13 protein-coding genes and 1 pseudogene are annotated in these 20,340 nt (G+C 63.4%); 6 read left to right on the top strand and 8 right to left on the bottom strand.

The features are described 5' to 3' along the window. Positions 1-3,145: 3,145 nt before the first annotated feature. On the top strand, positions 3,146-4,741 hold the full coding sequence (locus ABI214_RS12620) for an RNA-guided endonuclease InsQ/TnpB family protein (protein ID WP_348610956.1): 1,596 nt from the start codon (positions 3,146-3,148) through the stop codon (positions 4,739-4,741). Positions 4,742-6,589: 1,848 nt separating this feature from the next. Further along, positions 6,590-7,675: a radical SAM protein gene (locus ABI214_RS12615; RefSeq protein WP_348610953.1), complete on the top strand. Its 1,086-nt coding sequence runs from the start codon at positions 6,590-6,592 to the stop codon at positions 7,673-7,675. Positions 7,676-7,688: 13 nt separating this feature from the next. Here the strand turns inward: ABI214_RS12615 and ABI214_RS12610 are convergent, their stop codons facing one another. Next, entirely contained in the window at positions 7,689-8,726 is a 1,038-nt protein-coding gene (locus tag ABI214_RS12610) for a cupin-like domain-containing protein (protein WP_348610950.1), read from the bottom strand. A gap of 1,345 nt (positions 8,727-10,071) precedes the next feature. Here ABI214_RS12610 and ABI214_RS12605 point away from each other — a divergent pair. Further along, positions 10,072-10,488 (top strand): hypothetical protein, encoded by a 417-nt coding sequence (locus tag ABI214_RS12605; RefSeq protein WP_348610947.1) that lies wholly within the window; start codon positions 10,072-10,074, stop codon positions 10,486-10,488. A gap of 171 nt (positions 10,489-10,659) precedes the next feature. Here the strand turns inward: ABI214_RS12605 and ABI214_RS12600 are convergent, their stop codons facing one another. The 6 genes from ABI214_RS12600 to ABI214_RS12575 form a co-directional block, all read right to left on the bottom strand. Then, entirely contained in the window at positions 10,660-11,034 is a 375-nt protein-coding gene (locus ABI214_RS12600; protein WP_348610944.1) for a hypothetical protein, read from the bottom strand. 201 nt (positions 11,035-11,235) lie between these two features. Beyond that, entirely contained in the window at positions 11,236-11,979 is a 744-nt protein-coding gene (locus tag ABI214_RS12595) for a recombinase family protein (protein WP_348610941.1), read from the bottom strand. A gap of 165 nt (positions 11,980-12,144) precedes the next feature. After that, complete coding sequence (locus ABI214_RS12590) at positions 12,145-14,871, bottom strand: NACHT domain-containing protein (protein ID WP_348610938.1); 2,727 nt, start codon at positions 14,869-14,871, stop codon at positions 12,145-12,147. Positions 14,872-15,181: 310 nt separating this feature from the next. Next, on the bottom strand, positions 15,182-16,180 hold the full coding sequence (locus ABI214_RS12585; RefSeq protein ID WP_348610935.1) for a hypothetical protein: 999 nt from the start codon (positions 16,178-16,180) through the stop codon (positions 15,182-15,184). Between the two features lie 210 nt (positions 16,181-16,390). After that, positions 16,391-16,891, bottom strand: coding sequence for a GNAT family N-acetyltransferase (locus ABI214_RS12580; protein WP_348610932.1), 501 nt, complete (start codon positions 16,889-16,891; stop codon positions 16,391-16,393). Positions 16,892-16,913: 22 nt separating this feature from the next. Beyond that, positions 16,914-17,192: a DUF1778 domain-containing protein gene (locus tag ABI214_RS12575; protein ID WP_348610929.1), complete on the bottom strand. Its 279-nt coding sequence runs from the start codon at positions 17,190-17,192 to the stop codon at positions 16,914-16,916. Positions 17,193-17,379: 187 nt separating this feature from the next. On the opposite strand from ABI214_RS12575, the gene ABI214_RS12570 reads away from it, so the two are divergent. Together ABI214_RS12570 and ABI214_RS12565 are read left to right on the top strand one after the other, a co-directional pair. Continuing rightward, complete coding sequence (locus ABI214_RS12570; RefSeq protein ID WP_348610926.1) at positions 17,380-18,114, top strand: hypothetical protein; 735 nt, start codon at positions 17,380-17,382, stop codon at positions 18,112-18,114. A gap of 284 nt (positions 18,115-18,398) precedes the next feature. After that, positions 18,399-18,770: a hypothetical protein gene (locus ABI214_RS12565; protein WP_348610924.1), complete on the top strand. Its 372-nt coding sequence runs from the start codon at positions 18,399-18,401 to the stop codon at positions 18,768-18,770. A 114-nt stretch (positions 18,771-18,884) separates the two neighbouring features. Here ABI214_RS12565 and ABI214_RS12560 read toward each other — a convergent pair. Then, positions 18,885-19,061, bottom strand: a pseudogene (locus ABI214_RS12560) (Tn3 family transposase); the annotation flags it as partial. A gap of 161 nt (positions 19,062-19,222) precedes the next feature. Here ABI214_RS12560 and ABI214_RS12555 point away from each other — a divergent pair. Beyond that, positions 19,223-19,894, top strand: coding sequence for an Abi family protein (locus ABI214_RS12555; protein WP_348610922.1), 672 nt, complete (start codon positions 19,223-19,225; stop codon positions 19,892-19,894). The last annotated feature ends 446 nt before the right edge of the window (positions 19,895-20,340 follow it).

The raw sequence follows: 20,340 nt of genomic DNA, 5'->3' as shown, positions 1-20,340 counted from the left end.
CTGCAGTCGGGACACCGAGGCGCCACTGTGACGCCGCACAAGTGCCACAACGCTCTGACTTGGGCTTTTGCCGTCACCTGAGGCGGCCGGCGATGCCGGTCGCACCGCCACTGCGTTTCTCTACGGCCTCCCGTAAATGGCGGCGGTGCCGGGCGAACAATTCCTGAAACGGCGATCTCCATGCGTAATTCCCGCATACGTGAATTACGGGAATTCCGGCCATATAAAAGGCCCGTTCTGTACCCATTCCTCAGCCACACTCCCGCCACGAACCGGCGGCCGGCGCTGAATATCGAGCGCCGGAATCTTTTCCGCCTCCGTGATACTCCGGCACCGAGACGAAGCAGCTTCTCCGGCGCACGTGGAGCCAGGTGATCTATGCAGAGATGGGATGACCTGGCGGCACCGACGCTGCGCGCCGGAGCCGGTCGCAGAAGGGCGCTGCGACCTACCCACGTGCGCCGGAGAAGCCGCCCTGTTTCCTCCCGCCGGCAGCCGGATCCTGCGGTCGGGGACGGCGGCCGCCACCGCGGACCTCGTCGCCCCGGACCCCTGCGCCACGATCGCGGCCGCCCCTATCGGGGGCGCGCCTGCGAGCAGACCCTGCGGCCGCCCCCCGGGGCCGCTCACGTGTCCCGGCGCTGTGTCGCCACCGAGGCCCGCCCCCCCGGTCGCTCCGCTGGCCGCCAGGGGCCGCTGCAACCGCGGCTGAGGCCGCGGCTGTGACACCCACCGGCGGGCACCTACGGCGCCCGCCAAATCGTGACGTCACCCGCTCCCGCAGACCCCCTCGCACAGCCCGTCCAGACCGCTCCCGAGTACCGGTGACGAACCGGCTGTGACACCTGCTGCGGACCCCTCGCCCACATAGCGACGGCCGGCGACGAGAGCCGGTGGCGAGCCGGTGTCACAGCCCGCGGCCGCGGGCCTGCGACCCGCTGCCGGGCGCCGGCCGGTGTCACCGGCGCGACCCCGGACCCGTCCCACAGACCACCCTCACGGCAGCCGACTCGTACCGGCGGCACCGAGGACGAGACGACCCTGGGGACCGGCTCGCGCCATCGCGCGGGGCATCCCGCTCCTGCGGCCCGGGATGGTGACGCCTGCGGCGCTGCGAGCCGACACGGCCATCACCGGACCGCTGCGGCTGCGTGTTTTCGTGGGGCCCTCACCGGTGCCTGCTGCCCTTCTAAACGCGCTGACGCGCGGGCACCGGACCCACGAAACCACTCCGCCTCCGCTCAGGTTGTGGCCAGCGGCTGACGCCGCCCGCGAAGCACAACAGAGGACCCGCGGCTGACGCCACGGGAACGGTGACGCCTTGCTGGGCACGGGCCGCTGACGCGACCCGTGTGACCCTGACGCCACCTGGCGGTGCGGTAGCCCCACTCGCTGCGCTCGGAGGCCACCGATCTGCCCCAAACCCGCCTCCGGCGTCTTTGCGACAGCTGCGTCAGTGACTTGCCTCATACGACGCAAGCCGTCCCCGCCTTGAACTGGGGAAACCTCAAAGCGGAGCCATCCTTGCGCCCCCTCGATTCGAGGTTGTCTCACGTCCTTGCGAGGGGGCGCAAGGATGGCCAATCCGACCTGTTTCCCCAGTACGCCAACGACGCAAGCTCTCCTCGCTGACGCTCGGGGCCGCTTGCTATGGCTCGAATCAAAAAGGGCATAAGGAGTCGTGACGCACTTCGGGTTTCGTTCGCTTCGCTCACTACACCCTTCGTTTGCCCGGCAGAGCCGGGACGACCTCCTCGGCTGGCGCCTCGTCGCCCTCGCTGCGCGAGGGTCCTTATCGCCGTCAGGGCTCTCTCGGGCGGCCGCGGGCGGCCTTCTCGTTCACTCCTGTCGGCGACCCCTGCGGGGTGCCCGCTCCGCCGCGGCCGGTGTCCGGTGCGGTGCTCGGCGCTGGCGCGCCTGCGACCCTCCCCAGGGTGGTTGCTCGCTCGCTCCCAACCACTGCTGCCGCGGCGTCGTGCCGGCCTGGTTCGCGCCCCTGGCGCGCGCGTCTGCGACCGGTGGGGCCGGCCTGCCCGGTGGCCGCCCCGCTGCGCTCCGCTGGCACGGCGACGGGGTCACCTCCGGCGACCGGTCTTGTGTCTGGACCGGTGTCTCGGGACAGCTCGCTCGCTGTCTGGTTCGCCGCGACCCGGTCGCTTCCGATGGAGACAGGAGCTGCGGCGCGGTGGCCGCTCCTGCCCGGCGACCCGGTGGGGGCGGTGGGGCCGGGAACCGGCGGGTTCGCGGGCCGCCGCGAGACTGGAGCGCTCGCTCCGCTCGGGCTCGGTCCAGGCTCCTGTGGCGGGGGACGGTGACGGCGTCCGTGGGGCGATCGGCTGCCTCTGTGACGGGGTGCTCCGTCGCGAGTGAATTGGTGACGTCACTGCCCCTGTCGGGCGGTCTGATTCGGCCGCCTGGCGGTGCTCGCCGGCTGGGTGTCGGCCGGGCTGGCGAGGGGGGCCTGTGCGGCCCCGGGATCCGGGTCGGTTTGGGAGCGGTGGACACTCGCGGGGTGAGCACCCGGAGGGTGCTGCGGGCGCGAGCACGTCACCGGGGTGGGCCCGGGTGTGTTCACCCTCGTCGCGGGCCGGCCGTGTCGGATCGGCGGTGACGGCCTGACGAGTCTGTAGTGAGGGCTGCCGGTAGTGCGTCTATGCCAGGTATCCGGGCCTCGATCCGCCGGGCGATACGGCGGCGCTTTCTCCAGGGCCCTACGACCTCACGCGGTGTCGGCGGGATGTGGTGGAGGGAAACTCGATCTCGTTACTTCGGAACAAGTTTCGGGTCCTCTGTGAATATCCTTTGTGTCCCAGTGTTTTCGATTATCGGCCGCCGTTGCTTCGATTCTCTCCGCCGCTCTCATGCTCCGGCAACGGGATTGCCGCCAGGTGCAGGCCGCGGTCTCCGCTTCGGCCCCTCGGTGAATCCCCCACCGGCTATTCGTAATCGAGTTTCCTGGATAGTTACTCGGAAACTCTCACCCCGCGGATCGGGCGCGGGGCACGGCCAGGGCGAGGTGTGGCTCGGATCGGCGAAAACCCTTCCCTGGAAAGAAATTCCGCGCTTCCCTCTGTTGCGTATCGGTTGGGGGTGCTACACCAGAAGGAGGACTACGAGATCTGATTGAGGATCGAGGGAATCCGTCATGGCCGACATGACATGTTCACGCGCAGTGCTGCTTCACCTCGATGCGGCGGCACTGACCGACCGTCAGCAGCTGCTGCTCGAGCGGTCTGCCGGCACCTCTCGCGCGGTCTACAACTGGGGTCTGGCCGCTATCAATGCGTGGAATGGGCAGCGGTATGCATGGTTGCGTGAACGTGCCCGCGCGGTCACCCGTACCGAGGGCGAGGCGCAGACCCTGCTCGGCGATGTGGACTGGCGTAGGGGGTCGCTGCTTCAGGCGCCCCAGGACTTGCGTCGGCGTCCCAACAGGACCTCGCTGGGGCGTCGGTTCACCGAACTCACCTGCGACCCGCACAGCCGGTTCCACTGGTGGCATGCAGAGAACCACGGCGTCTCCCGATTCGTCGTGAGCACGGCGCTCCGCGACCTCGACACCGCGATCGTCCGCTACGGGGACGGTGCCAGGTCTCCAGACCGGCCACCGCGTAAGCCACGCAAGGACGGCCGTCCCTCCGGATGGCCACGGTTCAAGAAGAAGCACCGTTCGAAGGACTCGTTCGCGATCTTCAACCTCAGCGTCACCAGCCGCGGCGAGGATCCGTGGAAGGTGATCGACCAGGGGCACCGGATTCGTATCCCCAACCTTGGTTCGCTGCGGGTACACGAGAACACCCGTCGGCTGCGTCGCTGGATCCAGCGTGGTGCTATCCCCAAATCTGCTCGATTCGTCCGGCGCGCCACCGGATGGACGGTCAGTATCGTCCTCGAGATTCCCGCCGAGCTGATTCCGGCGCCGGTGACCACCCGGCGGCAGCGGGCCGCCGGAGCGGTCGGCGTCGATGTGGGAGTGCATTCGCTGGTCGCGCTGTCGCCCGATGAACTGATCGCCGGCTACCCATTTGCCGCCTTCTGGCGGCGTCTGCGCCGACTTCAACGGCACGCCGCCCGGCAGCGCGGCCCCACCCACGAGCAGGGCCCCTCGGCAGGATGGGTGGAGACCACCCGGAGGATCGCGCGGTTGCAGCATGTCGACGCGGTTCGACGTCGGGGACGTTTGCATGAGGTGACGAAACGGATCGCGACCGGCTTCGAGGCGATTGGAATCGAAGATCTGGCGGTGGCCGGGATGACAGCCGCCCCGCACCCCATACCCGACCCCGACCATCCGGGCAGGTTCCTGCCGAACGGTCGGCGTTCCAAGGCCGGCCTGAACCGGTCGATCCGCCGCGCCGCTTTCGGGGAGATCCGTCGACAACTTCATTACAAGACGTCGTGGTACGGCGCATGCCTGGTCATTGTCGACAGGTTCGAGCCGACTTCGAAGACCTGCTCGGGCTGTGGCGCAGTAAGAGCCACGCTGCGTCTGTCCGAGCGTGTGTATCGCTGCGAGCAGTGCGGCCTGGTCCTCGACCGTGATCTCAACGCTGCCCGCAACATCTGTTCACTCGCCCTCACCCCGTCGCCCGTGGATACGGCCGACGTTAAACGCTGCGACACCCCAACACCAAGCCGGTCACGGCCGGAACGGTGTTGGGGTCCGGCAGACCTGCCGAAAGGCAGGCCAACAGAGGCCAGCAATGGACCTCCCGTCCTCCGTGATACCGGGAGGAACTGATCGGGAATCGGTGCAGTCGAGTGCATCGCACCAGATCAGGGAGCATCTCACCCGCATGTACAGGGACGGCCCCAAGTTCATGGACACCCATCGGCATCGGCACGGCATCGGGCGGCATATCTCGCCCGCGCGTACGGGACGGTTCTGAATCCGGTATTCGACGATGTCGACTTGCAGCGAAGATTAGCGAAACGCGACGCTGGTTCAACTAGCGCGGTTCGACGCGATCCTGGGCTCTACCTGCGATGTCTACGGTCAACTGGCGTCCGATGTCCCGGGACCTACCCGTTAACCCATTAGCGGACATCTCGAGGAGGCATCGACTACCTCCAACCAGCTTATGCCGGCCGCCCGCGCGCCCGCTGTCGACTTGCAGCGAAGATTAGCGAAACGCGACGCTGGCCTAGATGGCCTCGTCCGGGCCTACATGTCCCGTACTTATTGGCGCCCAGCGCGAAGCAGGCGGCGATCCCGAGCACCACAACCGCCTAGATGTACCCGGCCATCAGGTTGGTTGCAGGCATTGCTCCTACGTATGCGCACTTCCGGCTCCGGTTGGGCCCCAGGGCTATGGCTCCTCGACCTACCCGGGGTCATCAGACGTGCACTCGTGCAACTTTGCCGTAGTCCTGGGGTAACCGGCACATCCGGGCAATCAAGGCGGCGATCAAACGCGAAATCACCAAATCTGCTGACCCTTGGTGCACAATATTGAGGAGTGCTCGGCCCTATACTCACCGGATCGCCACCGAAGTTCCACGAAGCTTGGATCAAGCTTAGTGGAAAAAGGGGACAAAGGGGATTTCGCATGGCCAATCAGCGCAGCCAGTTGATACTCAACTATCCCAAACTCGACGAGCGGGTAAATCTTCTCTTCGAAGATATGAGTTCTTCACGGGCGCTTCGGGAGTCTTTTCTGCGCGACCCCACTGGAGTTGTTTGGGCTTCAGTATTCGGCGGTGATCCCGCGACTGTCCGTACAAAGCTGTCAAATGCAAATAAGCTGCTCTACTGTTTTCTCGCCGATCCCGGGATGCGACAATGGGCCGACGAGTACAGTGCGCAACTTGCTCAGCAATTTCAGCATCTCCACGACATCCGAAATCCAATTGAACGAAAACGTGAATTCCTATTGCAAGTGGACCGCAGTCAGGTAGCACGGGATTTCGCGGCCGCGTTAGTGCGGGTGGGAGGCCCTGAGTTGCAGACAGCAGTCGTGGACAATGAGGGAAGCATTGATCCGGTTGGTCCCCTCGCCGCCGTAGCGGGACCGGTGGTGGCCGCAGTGCCGGTCCTTGTAGTTGCCTACGTTGGCCTATTCATCGCCGTCGAAACCGAGTTCGCGGTGCACCAGCACAACGCCATCTGGGGGCCTGAACCCGGGCCGCCCCCGCCACCGGAACCGGGGCCTGAACCCGGGCCGCCCCCGCCACCGGAACCGGGGCCTGAACCCGGGCCGCCCCCGCCACCGGAACCGGGGCCTGAACCCGGGCCGCCCCCGCCACCGGAACCGGGGCCTGAACCCGGGCCGCCCCCGCCACCGGAACCGGGGCCTGAACCCGGGCCGCCCCCGCCACCGGAACCGGGGCCTGAACCCGGGCCGCCCCCGCCACCGGAACCGGGGCCTGAACCCGGGCCGCCCCCACCACCGGAAGAAGGTCTCCGAGTCGAGGAGATTGAGCACTGGCTCGGACTGACGCGAACCAACCTCAAGCAGGTGGCGGGTGTGCTCGATGCCGCAATGACGCGTTCGGCGGAGCATCTTAAGCAGGAGGGCGTTCTCAGCGGAGGCGGTGACGAGGTGCAAACCGCGCTCAACCAACTCTCGATGAAAGGTCGTCTTTAGCCATGGTCCTCACACCGGAATCCCAGCCGAAGGTGCTGTCTATTATGCCGACCTTTCGGTGCACTGCTGCCTGCCAGAATTGCGGCACCTTCAGTAGCCCGGGGCCTGGGCACTCTTCGCTAGAGGGGCATACCGTTACACGATTGATAGCGCAAGCAGCGGATGCTGGATACAGGGGCGTGGTGTTCACTGGGGGCGAAGCGACACTTGCGCTCGATATCGTATTGTCAGGCGTGGCCCAGGCCAACTCGTTGGGTATGGGAACACGACTTGTGACGAATGGATGGTGGGCGGAGACCGAGGCCGGCGCCTACGACATTTTGGGGCGCCTGCGTTCGGCGGGTCTTGACGAGCTCAACCTCAGTACCGGTGACCAGCACGCGCGCTTCGTTCCTGTTTCTTCCGTAATCCGCGCGGCGGTAACATCTTTGGAGCTTGGATTCCGATCGCTATGCGTTATGATTGAGGTAATCGAGGGCTCCGTAATTCACAAAGATGACATTCTGGAGGACGGTGAATTTCGGATGGCTCTGGACAAAAACCCAGCGGCAAATGTGCAAGTGATCGAGAGCCCTTGGATGCCCGTACGCCCCGACCGCCGAAATTTCTATCCTGACGGATATCTGCTAAATCGCAACAACGTTGCGCTCAAGACCGGCTGTTCGAGTTGTTTGACGACGACCACCGTGCAGGCAGACGGAAGAATAGCCGCCTGCTGCGGTATCGGCATGCGTGCGGTCCCAGAACTACAGGTTGGGCGAGTGGAGTCGACATCATTGCGTGAGGCCGACCTGACAGCCGCTGATGACTTCCTCAAGCGTTGGATCCGACTGGAAGGCCCAGAGAAAATTCTGGCGTGGGCGGCCAACATCGATCCGGAGATCGAGTGGGAGAACATGTACGCACACAAGTGTCAGGCGTGTCTACGTTTATACAAGGACGATCGGGTCCGAGCAGTGATCCAGGAGCACCACCAGGAAAAGATCCCCGACGTACTGCTTGGCGAGTTTCTACTCACCCGATTCGAGCCGCCTGCTGCCAACGCCGAATTTCTCGAAGAGATTCCAATTGGCGAGACGGCACCATAGAAATGCGCGGAGATCAGTATAGCGATCTACGTTTGGTCTCCGACTCTCGCCACCGCCATACCACGGGGTCGCCTTCAACGGCGAAGTTATGAAATGATAGCGAGAGACTTGTCGAAAGCGACTCCACCGTGTGCCACCAGCCCACCGGAAGAAGCAGAAAGTCTCCCGGGCTGACTGTCGCGTCAAGAATGGAGACATCAGTGAATCTCGGGAATTTTGCTAGATCGGGCGAGTCAATGTCGACCGCACTGTAGCAAGACCGATCGTTGTAGACGTTACCGATCTCAAAAGGCGGTATCAGTCTAATTCGCTTAGACCCGAATACCTGAGCGAAGAATATGTTCGTTGAATCGTGATGCAGGGGTGTTTTCGTGCCGGCCGGCCCCAGCCACAGCCCGGGAGCGTTGCGTTCATCGGAGCGCAGGAATCCTTGAGGTGAAATGAAATCATCTAGTAGGTCAACGAATTCGGGCTGGTCTAATATTCTATTCTTCGAAACCAGGTAAAGATCGTTGCCCGAATTGCTGGACGTCGCGGTAATGAAGTCGCCCAGCGACATCTTCGTGCGGTGGCGATCAAAATGTTCCTCGAAATGCGGATCAGTGTCCCGGCGGGACGTGACCTCGACGGCAACGTTCCCGAAACTCTCCTTCAGCCATTCCGGCGTCCACTTGCCGAGGGCTGACCATTCATCCATCAGCCCTCGGACAATCACAGGACGATTGCCGTAGTAATAGCGGTCAAAGAACTCCACCGGATCAGGCCGACACATGACCGGCACAGCGTGCGCAGCTGCAGATTGCCGTAGCTGCTGCGCTAACGCGTCCATCAACAAAACCAGCTTATCGCGACTCCTTGCGAGATCAACAGCAGCTCCGAAGGCTGGGTTTGCAGCCAACTCAGCAATTTCCGACCTGCCGGAATGTTCCTCGTAACCGGCCTTCGAGAGACTGCGGCAAACGGCGTTCTCGCTATAGCCCTCCGCAAGCAATTTCGCGACCCATCGGCGAATATTCCAGGGAAGGCGCCTTTCGGAAGAAGAGTCCACCATGCGTATCGCCTTATTTCGACAGGAATGAGAGGAGTGTTATGGTTGCCCGTTGGGCAAATCGAATCAGGACTCGAGTAGAGTCCATTCGATTAAATTCCTGCAACGATCCCAACCGGCCACACCCATATCCCAGTGGTTGGAAGAAGGTTTTGCCCTAGCGCCTCGGCCTCAGTCTCAAAGGGAGGAACGCAATGAAGCCCATCCTGATCAGGAGATGAGACCCCCGATCCTCCCTCGCTGTGGGGTTTGCTCCTCCCGCCTCCTGAAGAATGTTTCAGCGATTCGGAAGGTTCATCAGGATCGTGTTTTGACATGCTGCCCCGCCTCAATCGTCCGGTTTGGCGCCGCCAATGTCAGTCTGTAGTGTGGTCGTACCATACCTCCGTGCGATGCTATCCCATTTTCCTCCCTGCGACCTCAATTTCGCGGATTGGGCGTGCTGGCCCGAGCCATCTGTTGGAGCTCGCGGTGATCGCGGCGTCCTTCCCCCACTGGCTGAACTGAATCAAGTGTCGTGGAAGTTCTTGAAAGTCGCAGGACGATCGGACAAGTAAGTCCTGTAGGTCCCAGATCTAGATGGCGTTTCCGGACCAATATGTCCCGCACTTGTCATAATTCCAGCCTATATGTCCATTCGGTCGAGTTTCGGCAACAGACGTAGGGCACTGAGTGCCACCCCAGCCTAGAACTCCAGCCGTATTCACGTACCAGGCTAGACCCGCGCCGCTTTCCCGGACCGCGGGTCCGTCGACTACGGAACGTAGACCGCTGCGACGCCCGGTGTGATGAGCGTGCTGCCAGCGATTACGACGGCGGGACAACCTTCCCGGTCCCGCTCGGCAGGATCGCTGCCGGGTATCCGTACATTCCGGTCGACATCTGGGCTGGAGCCGTATGCGCCGGTCGACAGGTTCAGCCAGTGCACTTCGGACGGAAGTAGGCATCTCCACCGGCGTTCCTTTCCGCTGGCGATCATCACCGTCCCAGTCTGTTCACCGACCACGGCCACGCAGCGGACCGAGGGAAGTCGAAGCTGCCGTTCGGGTTTCCAAACGGCGCCGGGTCGATCTGGAACGGAACGGTGACCGCTGCGGAGGCGACGGCAACCGGCGCCAGAACCGAACCGGCCACTGAGGCCGCGCAGGCGACTATCGGCAAAGGAAATCGAGCATGGCGACTCGTGCTAGGGCCGTGGAAATGGACATCGTCGCCCGGAATTTCGGGGACAAGTGTCGTGGAAGATCTTGGAAGTCTCAGGTCGATTGGACAAGTAGATCCGGAACCTACATCGACGGGACCCCAGACCGGCGTCGTCCTAAGTCCGGTTCGAGGTAGCCTCCCATCTATGGCCGCGTCACGGCAGTCGGACTTGGATATTGCCAGGAGGTTGATCCTCGACTCGTTCGTCGTGGTCGACTCGACGGAGCTCGCCCGGATTCTGGCACCGACCGCTGCCTCGATCTCCAGTGTCGCCCAGAAGCGCCGCGCGGCGGGCGATCTGATCGGCCTGCCCGTCGACACCCGCCCGAACTACCTGTACCCGGTCTTCCAGTTCGACACCTGCCGGCACAAGATCCACGACGTCGTCCGGCACGCCAACCGGCGCCTCTACGTCGACACAGACCCCTACGGCGCCGCGAGCTGGTGGCTGACCGCGGCCGACATGCTCGACGGGAACAGCCCGCTCGAGGACCTCGAAGCGGGGCAGCTCACCGAGATCGCGGTCGACAACGTGATCGACCACGCCCGGCAGGGGATGTGAGCTTGCGGACGTACCGTGTTGGACAGCCTTTCATAGGGAAACTGTTCCGCAGAAGCTGACCGGGTGTAGATCGTCGACGGCAACGACATGTGGTCCGCGTCGACCGCGCCGGGGCGGCGAGCAGGGCTGTGCGCCGACGGAATTCGGTCGATACGGGAGCGGGCGACCTCGTCAGTCTTGTTCGCTGCCGGGACGTCTGTCGGCCCACTGTTCTCCGGTCGGCCCGAGAGACCGGGCGACGTCGTTGAGGTCTATCACCGCCTGCTCGATGTCCGCGTGGTGAAGCCGGTGATCGAGTTCGGCGTAAAACGAGTCCTCGGAATCGAGAGCACGACGGTCGTATTCATGAAGCCGAAGGAGGTCATCGATGGGGATCAAGGCGGCTACCGGCTGATCGTTCGCACCGATGACCATCGGTTCTGGCAGACCTTCAGCGAAGCGGGCGATCATCCCCAGAACCAAACCGGGAGCCTGCTCCAAGGGAATGAGGTTGAAGGATCTGTCGGCGTTCTCGACGGACGGGTCGTGATTGTTGGTGTCGGGCATGGTGTGTTCTTTCGGCGTTGTCACAGCTTGGCGTATCGCGACGGACAGGCCGCCAGATGGTACGGCGCGGATGACCAGTGACCCGTCACCCAGCGCTCGCAGCTAATCGCCATTATCTGCTCGTGGGGTTGGCGTCGCACGCAGTGCCGGCGCTCGCTGATCCGGTTGTCGGGGGTGATGCGCAACCAGATCATGCTGAGGTCATCGAGATGGGGGGCCTCCTCCTGCCTGGTCGACGGTCGATAGCCGCACGTCGGGCACGCCAACCGGTCGCCGGCGGGGCGCGGACCCCCCGGCAACCTCCGGTATCGGAGTCGGACTTTGGGTCACAGCCTCGGCTGTCGGCGCGGGCGCAGCGACGGTGACTGGCTCGGGTGGCCGCGGAGGCAGGTGCCGGTACACGGTGGAACGGGTCAGGCCGGTCTTGGTGACGATCTCCGCGGCGGTGGCGCCGGCATCTCGGAGCTGGACGGCGTGAGCGATCTGGGATTCGGTCACCACCGACGGGCGGCCGGTGCGTCGGCCTTTCGCGGTCGCCACGGCACGGGCGTGAGCGGCGCGTTCGAGGGTGTAGGTGCGTTCCATCTGCGCGAACAACGCGAGCAGCACGACCGCGAGCTGCGCCATCGGGTCGTCCGGGTTGCTTGAGTCGATCCTGATCGGGTCGGCGAGGTTGCGGACCCCGACGCCGCGTTCACGCAGATCGTGGATCAGGTTGAGGGTGTCGCGGACGTTGCGTCCGAGGCGGTCGAGAGTGTGCACGACTATGACGTCGCCATCACGGGCGTAGTCGAGCAGTGCGGTCAGGCCGGGGCGGTCGGTGGTGGCTCCGGACTTGCAGTCGACGTAGATGCGGTCTTCGGCGATGCCGGCCGCGGTGAGGGCGTCGATCTGCCGCTCGAGGTCTTGTTTGGTCGTCGACACTCGCGCGTATCCCAGCTCCATGCCGCTGGGAGTATCGAAAGTTGTTCCCGTAGAAGAGTTTCGACACGAAGTTTCGGAAACAACTTATGGGACGTTGCGAGCTGGGGCTGTTCGGCCCGCCGTCGCCCAGTTGGCGACCGTCTCACTACCAAGGAAATGAGACGGTCCCTTGAGACTCTTGGATACTCATAGTGCGTGGCCCACGTTGTCGTGTTCTATCGCTTCGGCCAAAGATGCACGTATCTTTGATCTGCGGCTGGGATTGTCTTGACAACTTTCGACGATGAGCTCGCGGGCCTCCAGTAGCGACCGCTCGGATTCGCTGCCATCGAAACTCCTGCGAGTGAGTGCGTCGAGGAACTGCGGGTCAGTTCGATCGGCGTCAGCCAGCCCCGCTTCGACAAGCTTTGACAGAATAGCTGCGGTTATCGACACATCGTTAGTCCCGACTGCGGGGGCCGAGTGGGCAAACCGCGCCGAGTATTTCTCAAGAGTGCTGGCCGCACGAGTTGCTATCTCGTCGGAATCTGTCGCCGCAAGGCCAACCAGGAATGTTCGCGTCGATCCTGCGTTTTGGTCAGCCAGGAGGGCATCTAGTTCGCGCCACATCGTTTGCTTCAAAGCGGCGGAACGCTCCATGAATGGAACCAGGGCATCCGCGAGTCGCGTGATGTGACTCCCGATTGGGCCCGTCACGAGCCGGAGAGCGTTGACTACCAGTTCCTCTTCAAATCTCGGCGTGTTGGCAGCGAACCCGTCTTCAAGGGCATCGATTGCCAGCACTGCGCCCGGCATTACGAGACGGTTCACCGAGTTACTGTGGTCTGCAGCCACCAACCGGGACAGAACCGCGTCTCGAAGAGTGCGCCTCTCAGCGAAGATGTAACCAGCTGCAAGCAGCCAGGTGTGGCGCCAGTGGGCCGACGGTACGAGCAGCTGGAGTTTGTCGGCGGCATCTTCGCCCGCCATCAGACACCGAGCAGCAAAGAACTCGGCGAGGCTGCGGACTTCGAACGCAACGCCGTCCATCCTCGGGACCAAGAGCACCAATCGCTGTTGGGCGAGATGCAATATCTGCTGTATCAATTCGTCTCGGTCCGACGCGCGGTGCCCCTCAGACTCGAGGATTTCGCGGGCTATAGCCTCGAGCTCTTCCACCGGCAGAATGGATTCGGCTTCGCCGGCGCGCTCGGCACGGGCATGGATGGCAAGTCCGCACCGTTCGTGGAGTTGATCGAACTGAGGGCGGTAGGTCTCCAGAACATCACCAAGTCCCGCAGGTTTATTGCACTCGCGCGCGTAGATGACGTCGTAGTAGCTCTTGAAGAGCGAGTAGCGGCTTGCAGGAGCTTGACGTCGCTGCTCGAGCAGAAGGGCCAAGATCGTAACCTGCAACGGCGACGTCATCAATCGGGCAGTCTCGGTACGTCGTGAGGCCGCCTCCAGGCGGTCAAGCGTCTGTTCTTGCCGGTCAGGATCGTCCGCAAATCTAGTTCCTAACAGACGCGAGGCGTAATGTAGCGCATCGCTCGAAGCCAGAGGGGCGAGATGCAATTCTTGATAGTCAATGTCGGGGTCGCGTTCGAACCCGATCGGCCGCGACGTGCATACGGTGAAAACGTCCGCCTTCAGGGCGGCCATCTCGTTCAAGAAGTCCGCGATCAGAGTAGACACTTCGCGACGGTTGTCGGCGGATGCGACTTCGTCCATGCCATCGAGCACCAGGAGTAGAGGCCAGGCCGTCAGTAGCCGCTTTGCCTCCGCAACATTGATTGGGTCTGAGCCGCGGTGGTTGATCAGGTCAAGAACGTGTTGCAGTAAGGTCAGGCCCTTGGCGCGGCTCACTGCATCCGCGAAGGTGCTTAGTACGACCCGAACTGGTAATCGATGCAAAGTCGGGCTGGGCAGGCCAGCGACATCGAGCGCATCGCGGATCTGCCCCGCTCGCTCCGCTATCTGCTGTGTGACTCTGCCGGACGCCGCCTCCTGCACTAGCGCTACTCGATACATCTGACACAGCAGCCGTGACAACGTCGACTTGCCAGACCCAGGGCCCCCTAAGATCACCATTCGGTCTCGCACAGCGGGTTTGAGTGCGGGGGAAAGGATTTGATCGCTTCGATCGACGACGAGCCTCAACGCCGGTGACGGCGTCGCGTGCCGAGAATCAAGGGAAGACGGAAGGTCCACAGCAACTTCCGCCAGCGACATTGGTGAGTTGGTGCTGTCACCGGACTCGCCGAGTTCGACCTTGGCGTCGCTAGCGAGCGTACGGGTGACGTGACCGATCCATGCGTGAGCAAGCCGTTCGTCGGATTCGGTGACCTGCTCATAAAGCCGCGATAGCACATCGCCCGGAAGCACCAGATCCGCGTAGCTGCGGCGTACCTCTCCGTTGTTCTCCAACAGGCGGGCCAGATACTCGGCGTGCCAGACGGCGTAGTCCCGGAAGTCGGGCATTCCGATCTTGAGGACTCTCCCGTCTGGTGGTGGGAGCTTCTCGGTCAAGTCGCGATAGTGCGCAAACAGTCGTTCGAGGCGGTCCAACCCGCCTGAATATGCGACTGACGTGAGCGGGACGTTGGTTACAAGGACCAGGTAGTCAGGCTTCTTCAGATAACGCTTCTTCTTCCGGTCTATCCATGCATTAAGTTCAGCGGTTACCTGTTCGAAAAACCATGATTGATCCGCCGCTGTGGTAGTCAGCCGATCTCGGTACTTCGCTTGGATGACGCCGTAGCCGTTCCACTTTCCCTTACCCTCCATGTTGACCTCGCCGTGGAAGGTCGCCTCGCGGCCGCCGTCTGGGCCAGTGCCGAAGATGTCGACTCCGTGACCTAGATGGCCGAGTGCGAGTGCCTGTACAAGGTGCTCGAAGCGATTGCTGCCGAGCCGAGTGAGGTCGTAGGTCACGTCGTCGAGGCTATGTCACAGCGGCGGGGTCGTTGATCGAGGAACCGGTTTCTGGGATGAAACAGTGGACACCAGGTTTAGGCTTGTGATGCTGGCTTAATCAATCGCGGGTCGCCTGGATCGCCGCAATAGCGGCAGGACTGGGCCTCGCGGACGCCGGCAGCACCGCCCCGCTCGGCAGGTGCCGCGGCAGCATCGCCGCGGCACCGCGCCCAGCTCTATGTCCAGCCCCCAGCCCAGCAACTCGCGATCTGGTAAACCTGGCGACTCCGACGCCTGCCGCGCCGCCGCGAGTGAAAATCGCGGTCTATCAGCTGTAAGTGGCGGTCGAGGGCTGAACGCGGTAGGTGCGGATACCTTTGGGGTCGTCGATGTCAACGGTGAATCCGCCGTGCTGTGTGGGGAGCACAGTTCCGACTGTGTTGGTGAGGATGAGGTCGAAGGCTTGTGCGATCCGGCGGATGCTGTCACCGGCGGCATCCGTGGTTTTCGCTGTGAGGCCGTCGCTGACCTTGTGGCGGCGGCCGTAGCCTCCTACTGCGCGACCGGTGTGCTTCTTTTCCGCGTCGTGGATGTCTTGGGCGTTGCCTGAGTGGGCGTCGACTCCGGTCACGTACTCGTGTTCTTTGCGCCATCGGTGGAAGTTCTCTGCCCGGATATGCGCTGCTGCAACCCATTCTGGCGAGATAACCAGTTCGTGGAGTGCGTCGAGCGGGGCTGCGTGGAGTGAGTGATCGAGGGCTTTCTTGAGGCGTTTAACCGTCTCTGCGTTGAGAGAGAGCCATGCGTCACTGTCGTCAGTGGCGAACGGGAGGTATGTGGGACCGAGTTTCTGGCGGCTGGTGAGCTGGGCGAGGTTGGCTTGGGCGTCGGGAGAGGTTCGGGCCACACGGACGACGAAGTTGGCCAGCCGATGCCCGACGCCAACTGCGGCGTCGATGGCGCTGTCGGCGAGATATCGTTGGGCGAGTGCCATGCCCGCGGGTTCTGTCTTGGCCTGGATGGCCCGCTGGTGCCAGACGGCCTCGATGTAAGCGGCAGCGCTGAGCATGAGTGATTCGGCTATTGAACCTGCGAGTGCGCAGGTTTCGCGCCACTGGCTGCGTTTGAGCTCAACGGAGAAGTTGGGTTCGAAGTCTGCCCGGCTGTACTTCCATGCGCGGATGCAGACGCGATGTACCTCGTCGATGCCGAGGCTGGAGAGGTCTGGCCGGGTGCCGATATCGCCTTCGTGTGCGCCGATGTGCATCAGACGGGACCATGCTGCTACACCGCGTGCGTCGTCAGCATCGTCATAGTCGACGGTCATACTATTCCTCCGTCTAACTTGGTCGAACTCATTGCGACCCCAACGAGAGCGGCGGCGGGAGTCGGCGAGTGGGCCAGAGCCGTGCGCCGATGCGCATGGCCCCGGTCACTCAGTTGTGATCGTTTGCGATCGTCACCAGGATCTACGGGTACCGCTCAGTCGAATCGCTGAACCGGTTCTGGACGTCATTTGAGCCGGCCGCGCGGCTCTCTACGAGGGGACCATTCGCTCCAGCGTCTTGGCGATATCCGCGGTCAGCAGGTACAGGTCGAGGCTCGCGTCATCCGCTGGGTCCAGTGGCTCGAATCCGAACCGTTGCCACCAGGCGTAGGCGTCGACGTTGAGGGCGTTGACGATCACGGCTCGGCACGCTGCCGTGGCGTTGAGCTCGAGTGCGGTGGTGAGGATGTGCAGGACGAGCTGTGTCGCGAGGCCCATTCCCTCGAAACGCTCGTCGGTGGCCAGCCGCCCGACAAGCAGTGCTGGTACCTGGCGGGGGGTGCCCTTGGCGAGGGCCGGTGGACAATCGCTCTTGTCGACCGAGGTCATCGACAGGGTCGCGTACGCGACAACGCGGTACTCGTGATCGGCGATCACCCAGGTTGCAGCGGTGTTCCCGCGTCGGTTCTGCCCCGAGTACTTGCGAAGCCACTCATTCAGCGACTCGGTCTTGCTGGCGAACTCCGTGCGGTGATGCTTGTCGGCGAGCAAGCAGGGACGGTAGAACTCCACGTCAGTCGAGCCACGTGAACTTCATGGGCCGGGCGAGCGCCTGGGCCAGCTTGTCGTTCACCCTGGCAGGCCGGGTAAGCGCTTCCTCGAACGCAGCTGCAGCGTTCGGTGAGAGACGAATGACGTCCCGTTCGGCGAGCACGTCATCGGCCTTGTTCTGTGCGGCCTGGAGCACGAATGCGGACAGGCTCAAGTGCACTTCGCTGGCCGCCTCCTCGAGACGGCGCTTCGCAGTCGCGTCGACGCGAACCTGCAACCGATCATCACGCACTACTGTCATGTACTCACAATGGCAGTACAGCCCTCGTGGGTCAATGGGTAACTGCTCACACCCCGATAGTGCCGCCCAACCAGCAGGTTCGAAGCTGCACCGCCAATCGCCCCGAAGGCTCGCCGATCGTGTCTCTGAACGATGTCGGTGGTGCCCGCTAGCGTGATGTGGACCCGCGCTCCACCGTGGAGGAAGCATGTTCGATCACGAAATCGACTACCCGACTGCTATCGCCAGCTACGACGATGATGGTGTCGCGGCGGCGATCGAATGGTCAGTCAGACACATGGAGGACGGCGACACACTGTCGGTGTGGACCTCACTCAAGTCGAACCTCCGGAACTGCGCTGAACTGGAAAGACTCGTGCAACGCCACCGCAACGTCGAGCACATCACCGGTCGCGGCGGCGGTGTGCCGACGGGCACTGGCCCCGTCCTTATGGCTTGGGCGGACATGGACGACGTTGGCGAACTGGTGCGCTACAGCCGCGGCATCCGTGCGCTCTGCGTGATCACCTGGAACGAGGACCGGATCCGCCCGTGGGTCGCTGCGAAGAAACCCGAGATTCTCGGCGACGGCTCCGCGTGGGAGAGCCTCGGCCCGGATCTCGACCCGGTCGTGGTCGAGGCGCTCAAGGGCCTGACACGCACGGTGAACCACAACAACACGATCTCGGCGGGCTTCGAGAAGGACCAGGTCGTGGGCGTTCTTCTTGCTCTACGCGACGGTCGGGTGCCGATGGACGCCGATGCGATGCAGGGATGGGCGCTCGCCCACGGATGGCCGGGCAAGAACCCTGAACGGCTCGCGCAGTACGTCCACGACATCAACACGGGAAAGCGCCCGCGCACTCGTAGCGTGATTCGAACCGGATACATTGACGCTCTGCGCGAGCAAGCCGAGTCAGGGAACGACGACAGGAAGAGCTGAACTCGCGAGGTAGCGCGGGACTGGCCAGCAGACTGGACGCGGAAGCACCACGACCATGCCACTGATAGATGCCACGCAGGGCATCAAGCAGAACACCTGACATACGAGGCGGTTACCGGCCGGCGCGGCGTCGCGCTGGGGTGCCCGAGCCCGGAAGCCGGGGACCTGTCGGTACATCAGTCGGGTGTCCGACCAGCCGACGGGGACAGTTCACAAGCAACCCTTCGTACTGGATCGGGCAGTCCTTTCTGGGCTTGGGGTGTCGCGGTCGTAGGGTGCTGCCTGTGGACAGCACCGAGATCACGGTCGCGACCTGGAACACCGAATGGGCACCCACCGCCGGCCGACGGGGCCGCACGTTCGTGAGCGGCTGGCCCGACGCGGCCGCGGATATCCTCGTGGTGATGGAGGGCAGCCACGGGCTCCTGCCGGACGGCGGATACGTCGTCGTCGCCGGCAATGACTGGGGCTACGACGACAAGCCGCACCATCGCAAGGTGCTGCTCTGGTCCCGTTGGCCGCTCACCGACGTCGACCTGCTCACCACGGGCGGCGGAGCCGGGAGGGTCGTGACGGCGCTGACCGCCTCACCCGCCGATCCGGATCCTCGCCGTCTGCATCCCGTGGGCCCGCGCGCACGTGAGCACCGGGCGTGACGCCTCGGCGTGGTCCGAGCATCTCGACTGTCTTGAGCAGCTCGACGTGCTCGCCGCGCGCTTCGACCCGTCGACACCGACGGTGGTCGCCGGGGATTTCAACCAGCGCATCCCTAGCGCGTGCAGGGATTCGCACTTGTTGAGCTGGCGGGCGATCTTGCGCCGATGGTCCGGATCAGACAGATACCGGGCGGCGTAGGCGGTGCGCCGCATCGCCCCTTACTCCTTGAGCGCCGCCGCTTCCGCCGACAGCCCGTCAACGTAAAGAAGTCGGGGAGCTTCGCCGTGCTTAGGCTTCGCAACTCCGTGCGGAATCGGCAGGACACATAGGAAAGCCCCAGGTCAGCCAAAGGCCGAATACTGGGGCTCCCAAACCTGAGCCGAAGCGACGTGGCAGGCCAGCGGTCATCTACGGCTTACGATGCAGCGATTGTATCGGCGAAGGAGGATTCTTGGCAACCAGCGGCGACGCCTGGGTCGAACAGTGGCTCAGCAGCGACAGATTCGCACTCTACGTGCGCAAATCCGGTGGCGACCGCAAACGCGCGCTTGAGCTCTACGAATGGAACGCCAAACTCAGCGCCGCATTCCTCCACGACCTCAACCACCTCGAAATCGCCTTACGCAACGCCTACGACCAGCAACTCGCCGCCGCAACTCTTCCCAACGACACACACTGGACCAACAAGGACACAGCCCGACACCTCTTTCCCAAACACTTGCGCGCCAATCACAACGGGAAACAGGTCGACGTGAACCGAACCCCACGCGACTCGATCGGGAAAGCGCGAAGCGCAGCCGGCTCCCCGACCTCAGGGAAGATCGTCGCCGAGCTGATGTTCGGATTCTGGACCTACATGACATCGGACCTGCACGAAAAGACCCTCTGGGTGCCGCACCTCCACAAGGCATTCCCCCAGCACACAGACCGCCGCAAGCTCCATAACACCCTCACTGACCTCCGGAAATTTCGGAACCGAGTCGCCCACCACGAACCGATTCTCATTGCCCCAGAAGCGCGCCGCCGCCAGCTGGTCAGCGTCATGCGTCAGGTTCGTCCAGAAGCGCTGACCCATTTCAACACCCATAGCGAGGTCGCCGCGATCATCGCCAAACGCCCCTGACCCACGACCATGACGAATGTCGTAATCGGTGCTATCGGCCCGTCTGCAGACTTGGTGGTTCGCCCAAGTGCTTCGGCCAGGGTCGCAGTCCCTCTCGGACTTGCTGGTACTTGATCGGCTGGTCCGGCGTCAGGTTCACTAGGCGTGTCTTCCGTACCCACGATTCCGGAACCCAGCTACCGGCAGCGTTCCGCCGCGCGATCACCGCCGGGGCAGGGGAGTACCGGCCTGAATATGTCAATCCCATTCAGGTCCAGCAGGGCGGCTTGATCCGGACCCACCCTGATGCACGGATCAGGCAGATTGCTGAGCTCGGGTATGAGCGAGTCGGCAGGAGTCCGTGCCGGTTTCGATGATGTTGCCGCCGCGGTGGTCGAGGCAATCCGCTTGCTTGACCCTGAGATAGCGGGCAAGAGCGCGGACAGGGTTCCTGAGAAGCGCACAAA

The sequence above is a fragment of the Prescottella soli genome (assembly GCF_040024445.1).
Taxonomy (GTDB): Bacteria; Actinomycetota; Actinomycetes; order Mycobacteriales; family Mycobacteriaceae; genus Prescottella; species Prescottella soli.
Note: the sequence above shows the minus strand (reverse complement) of the source record. Positions and strands in the feature narration are given on the sequence as shown.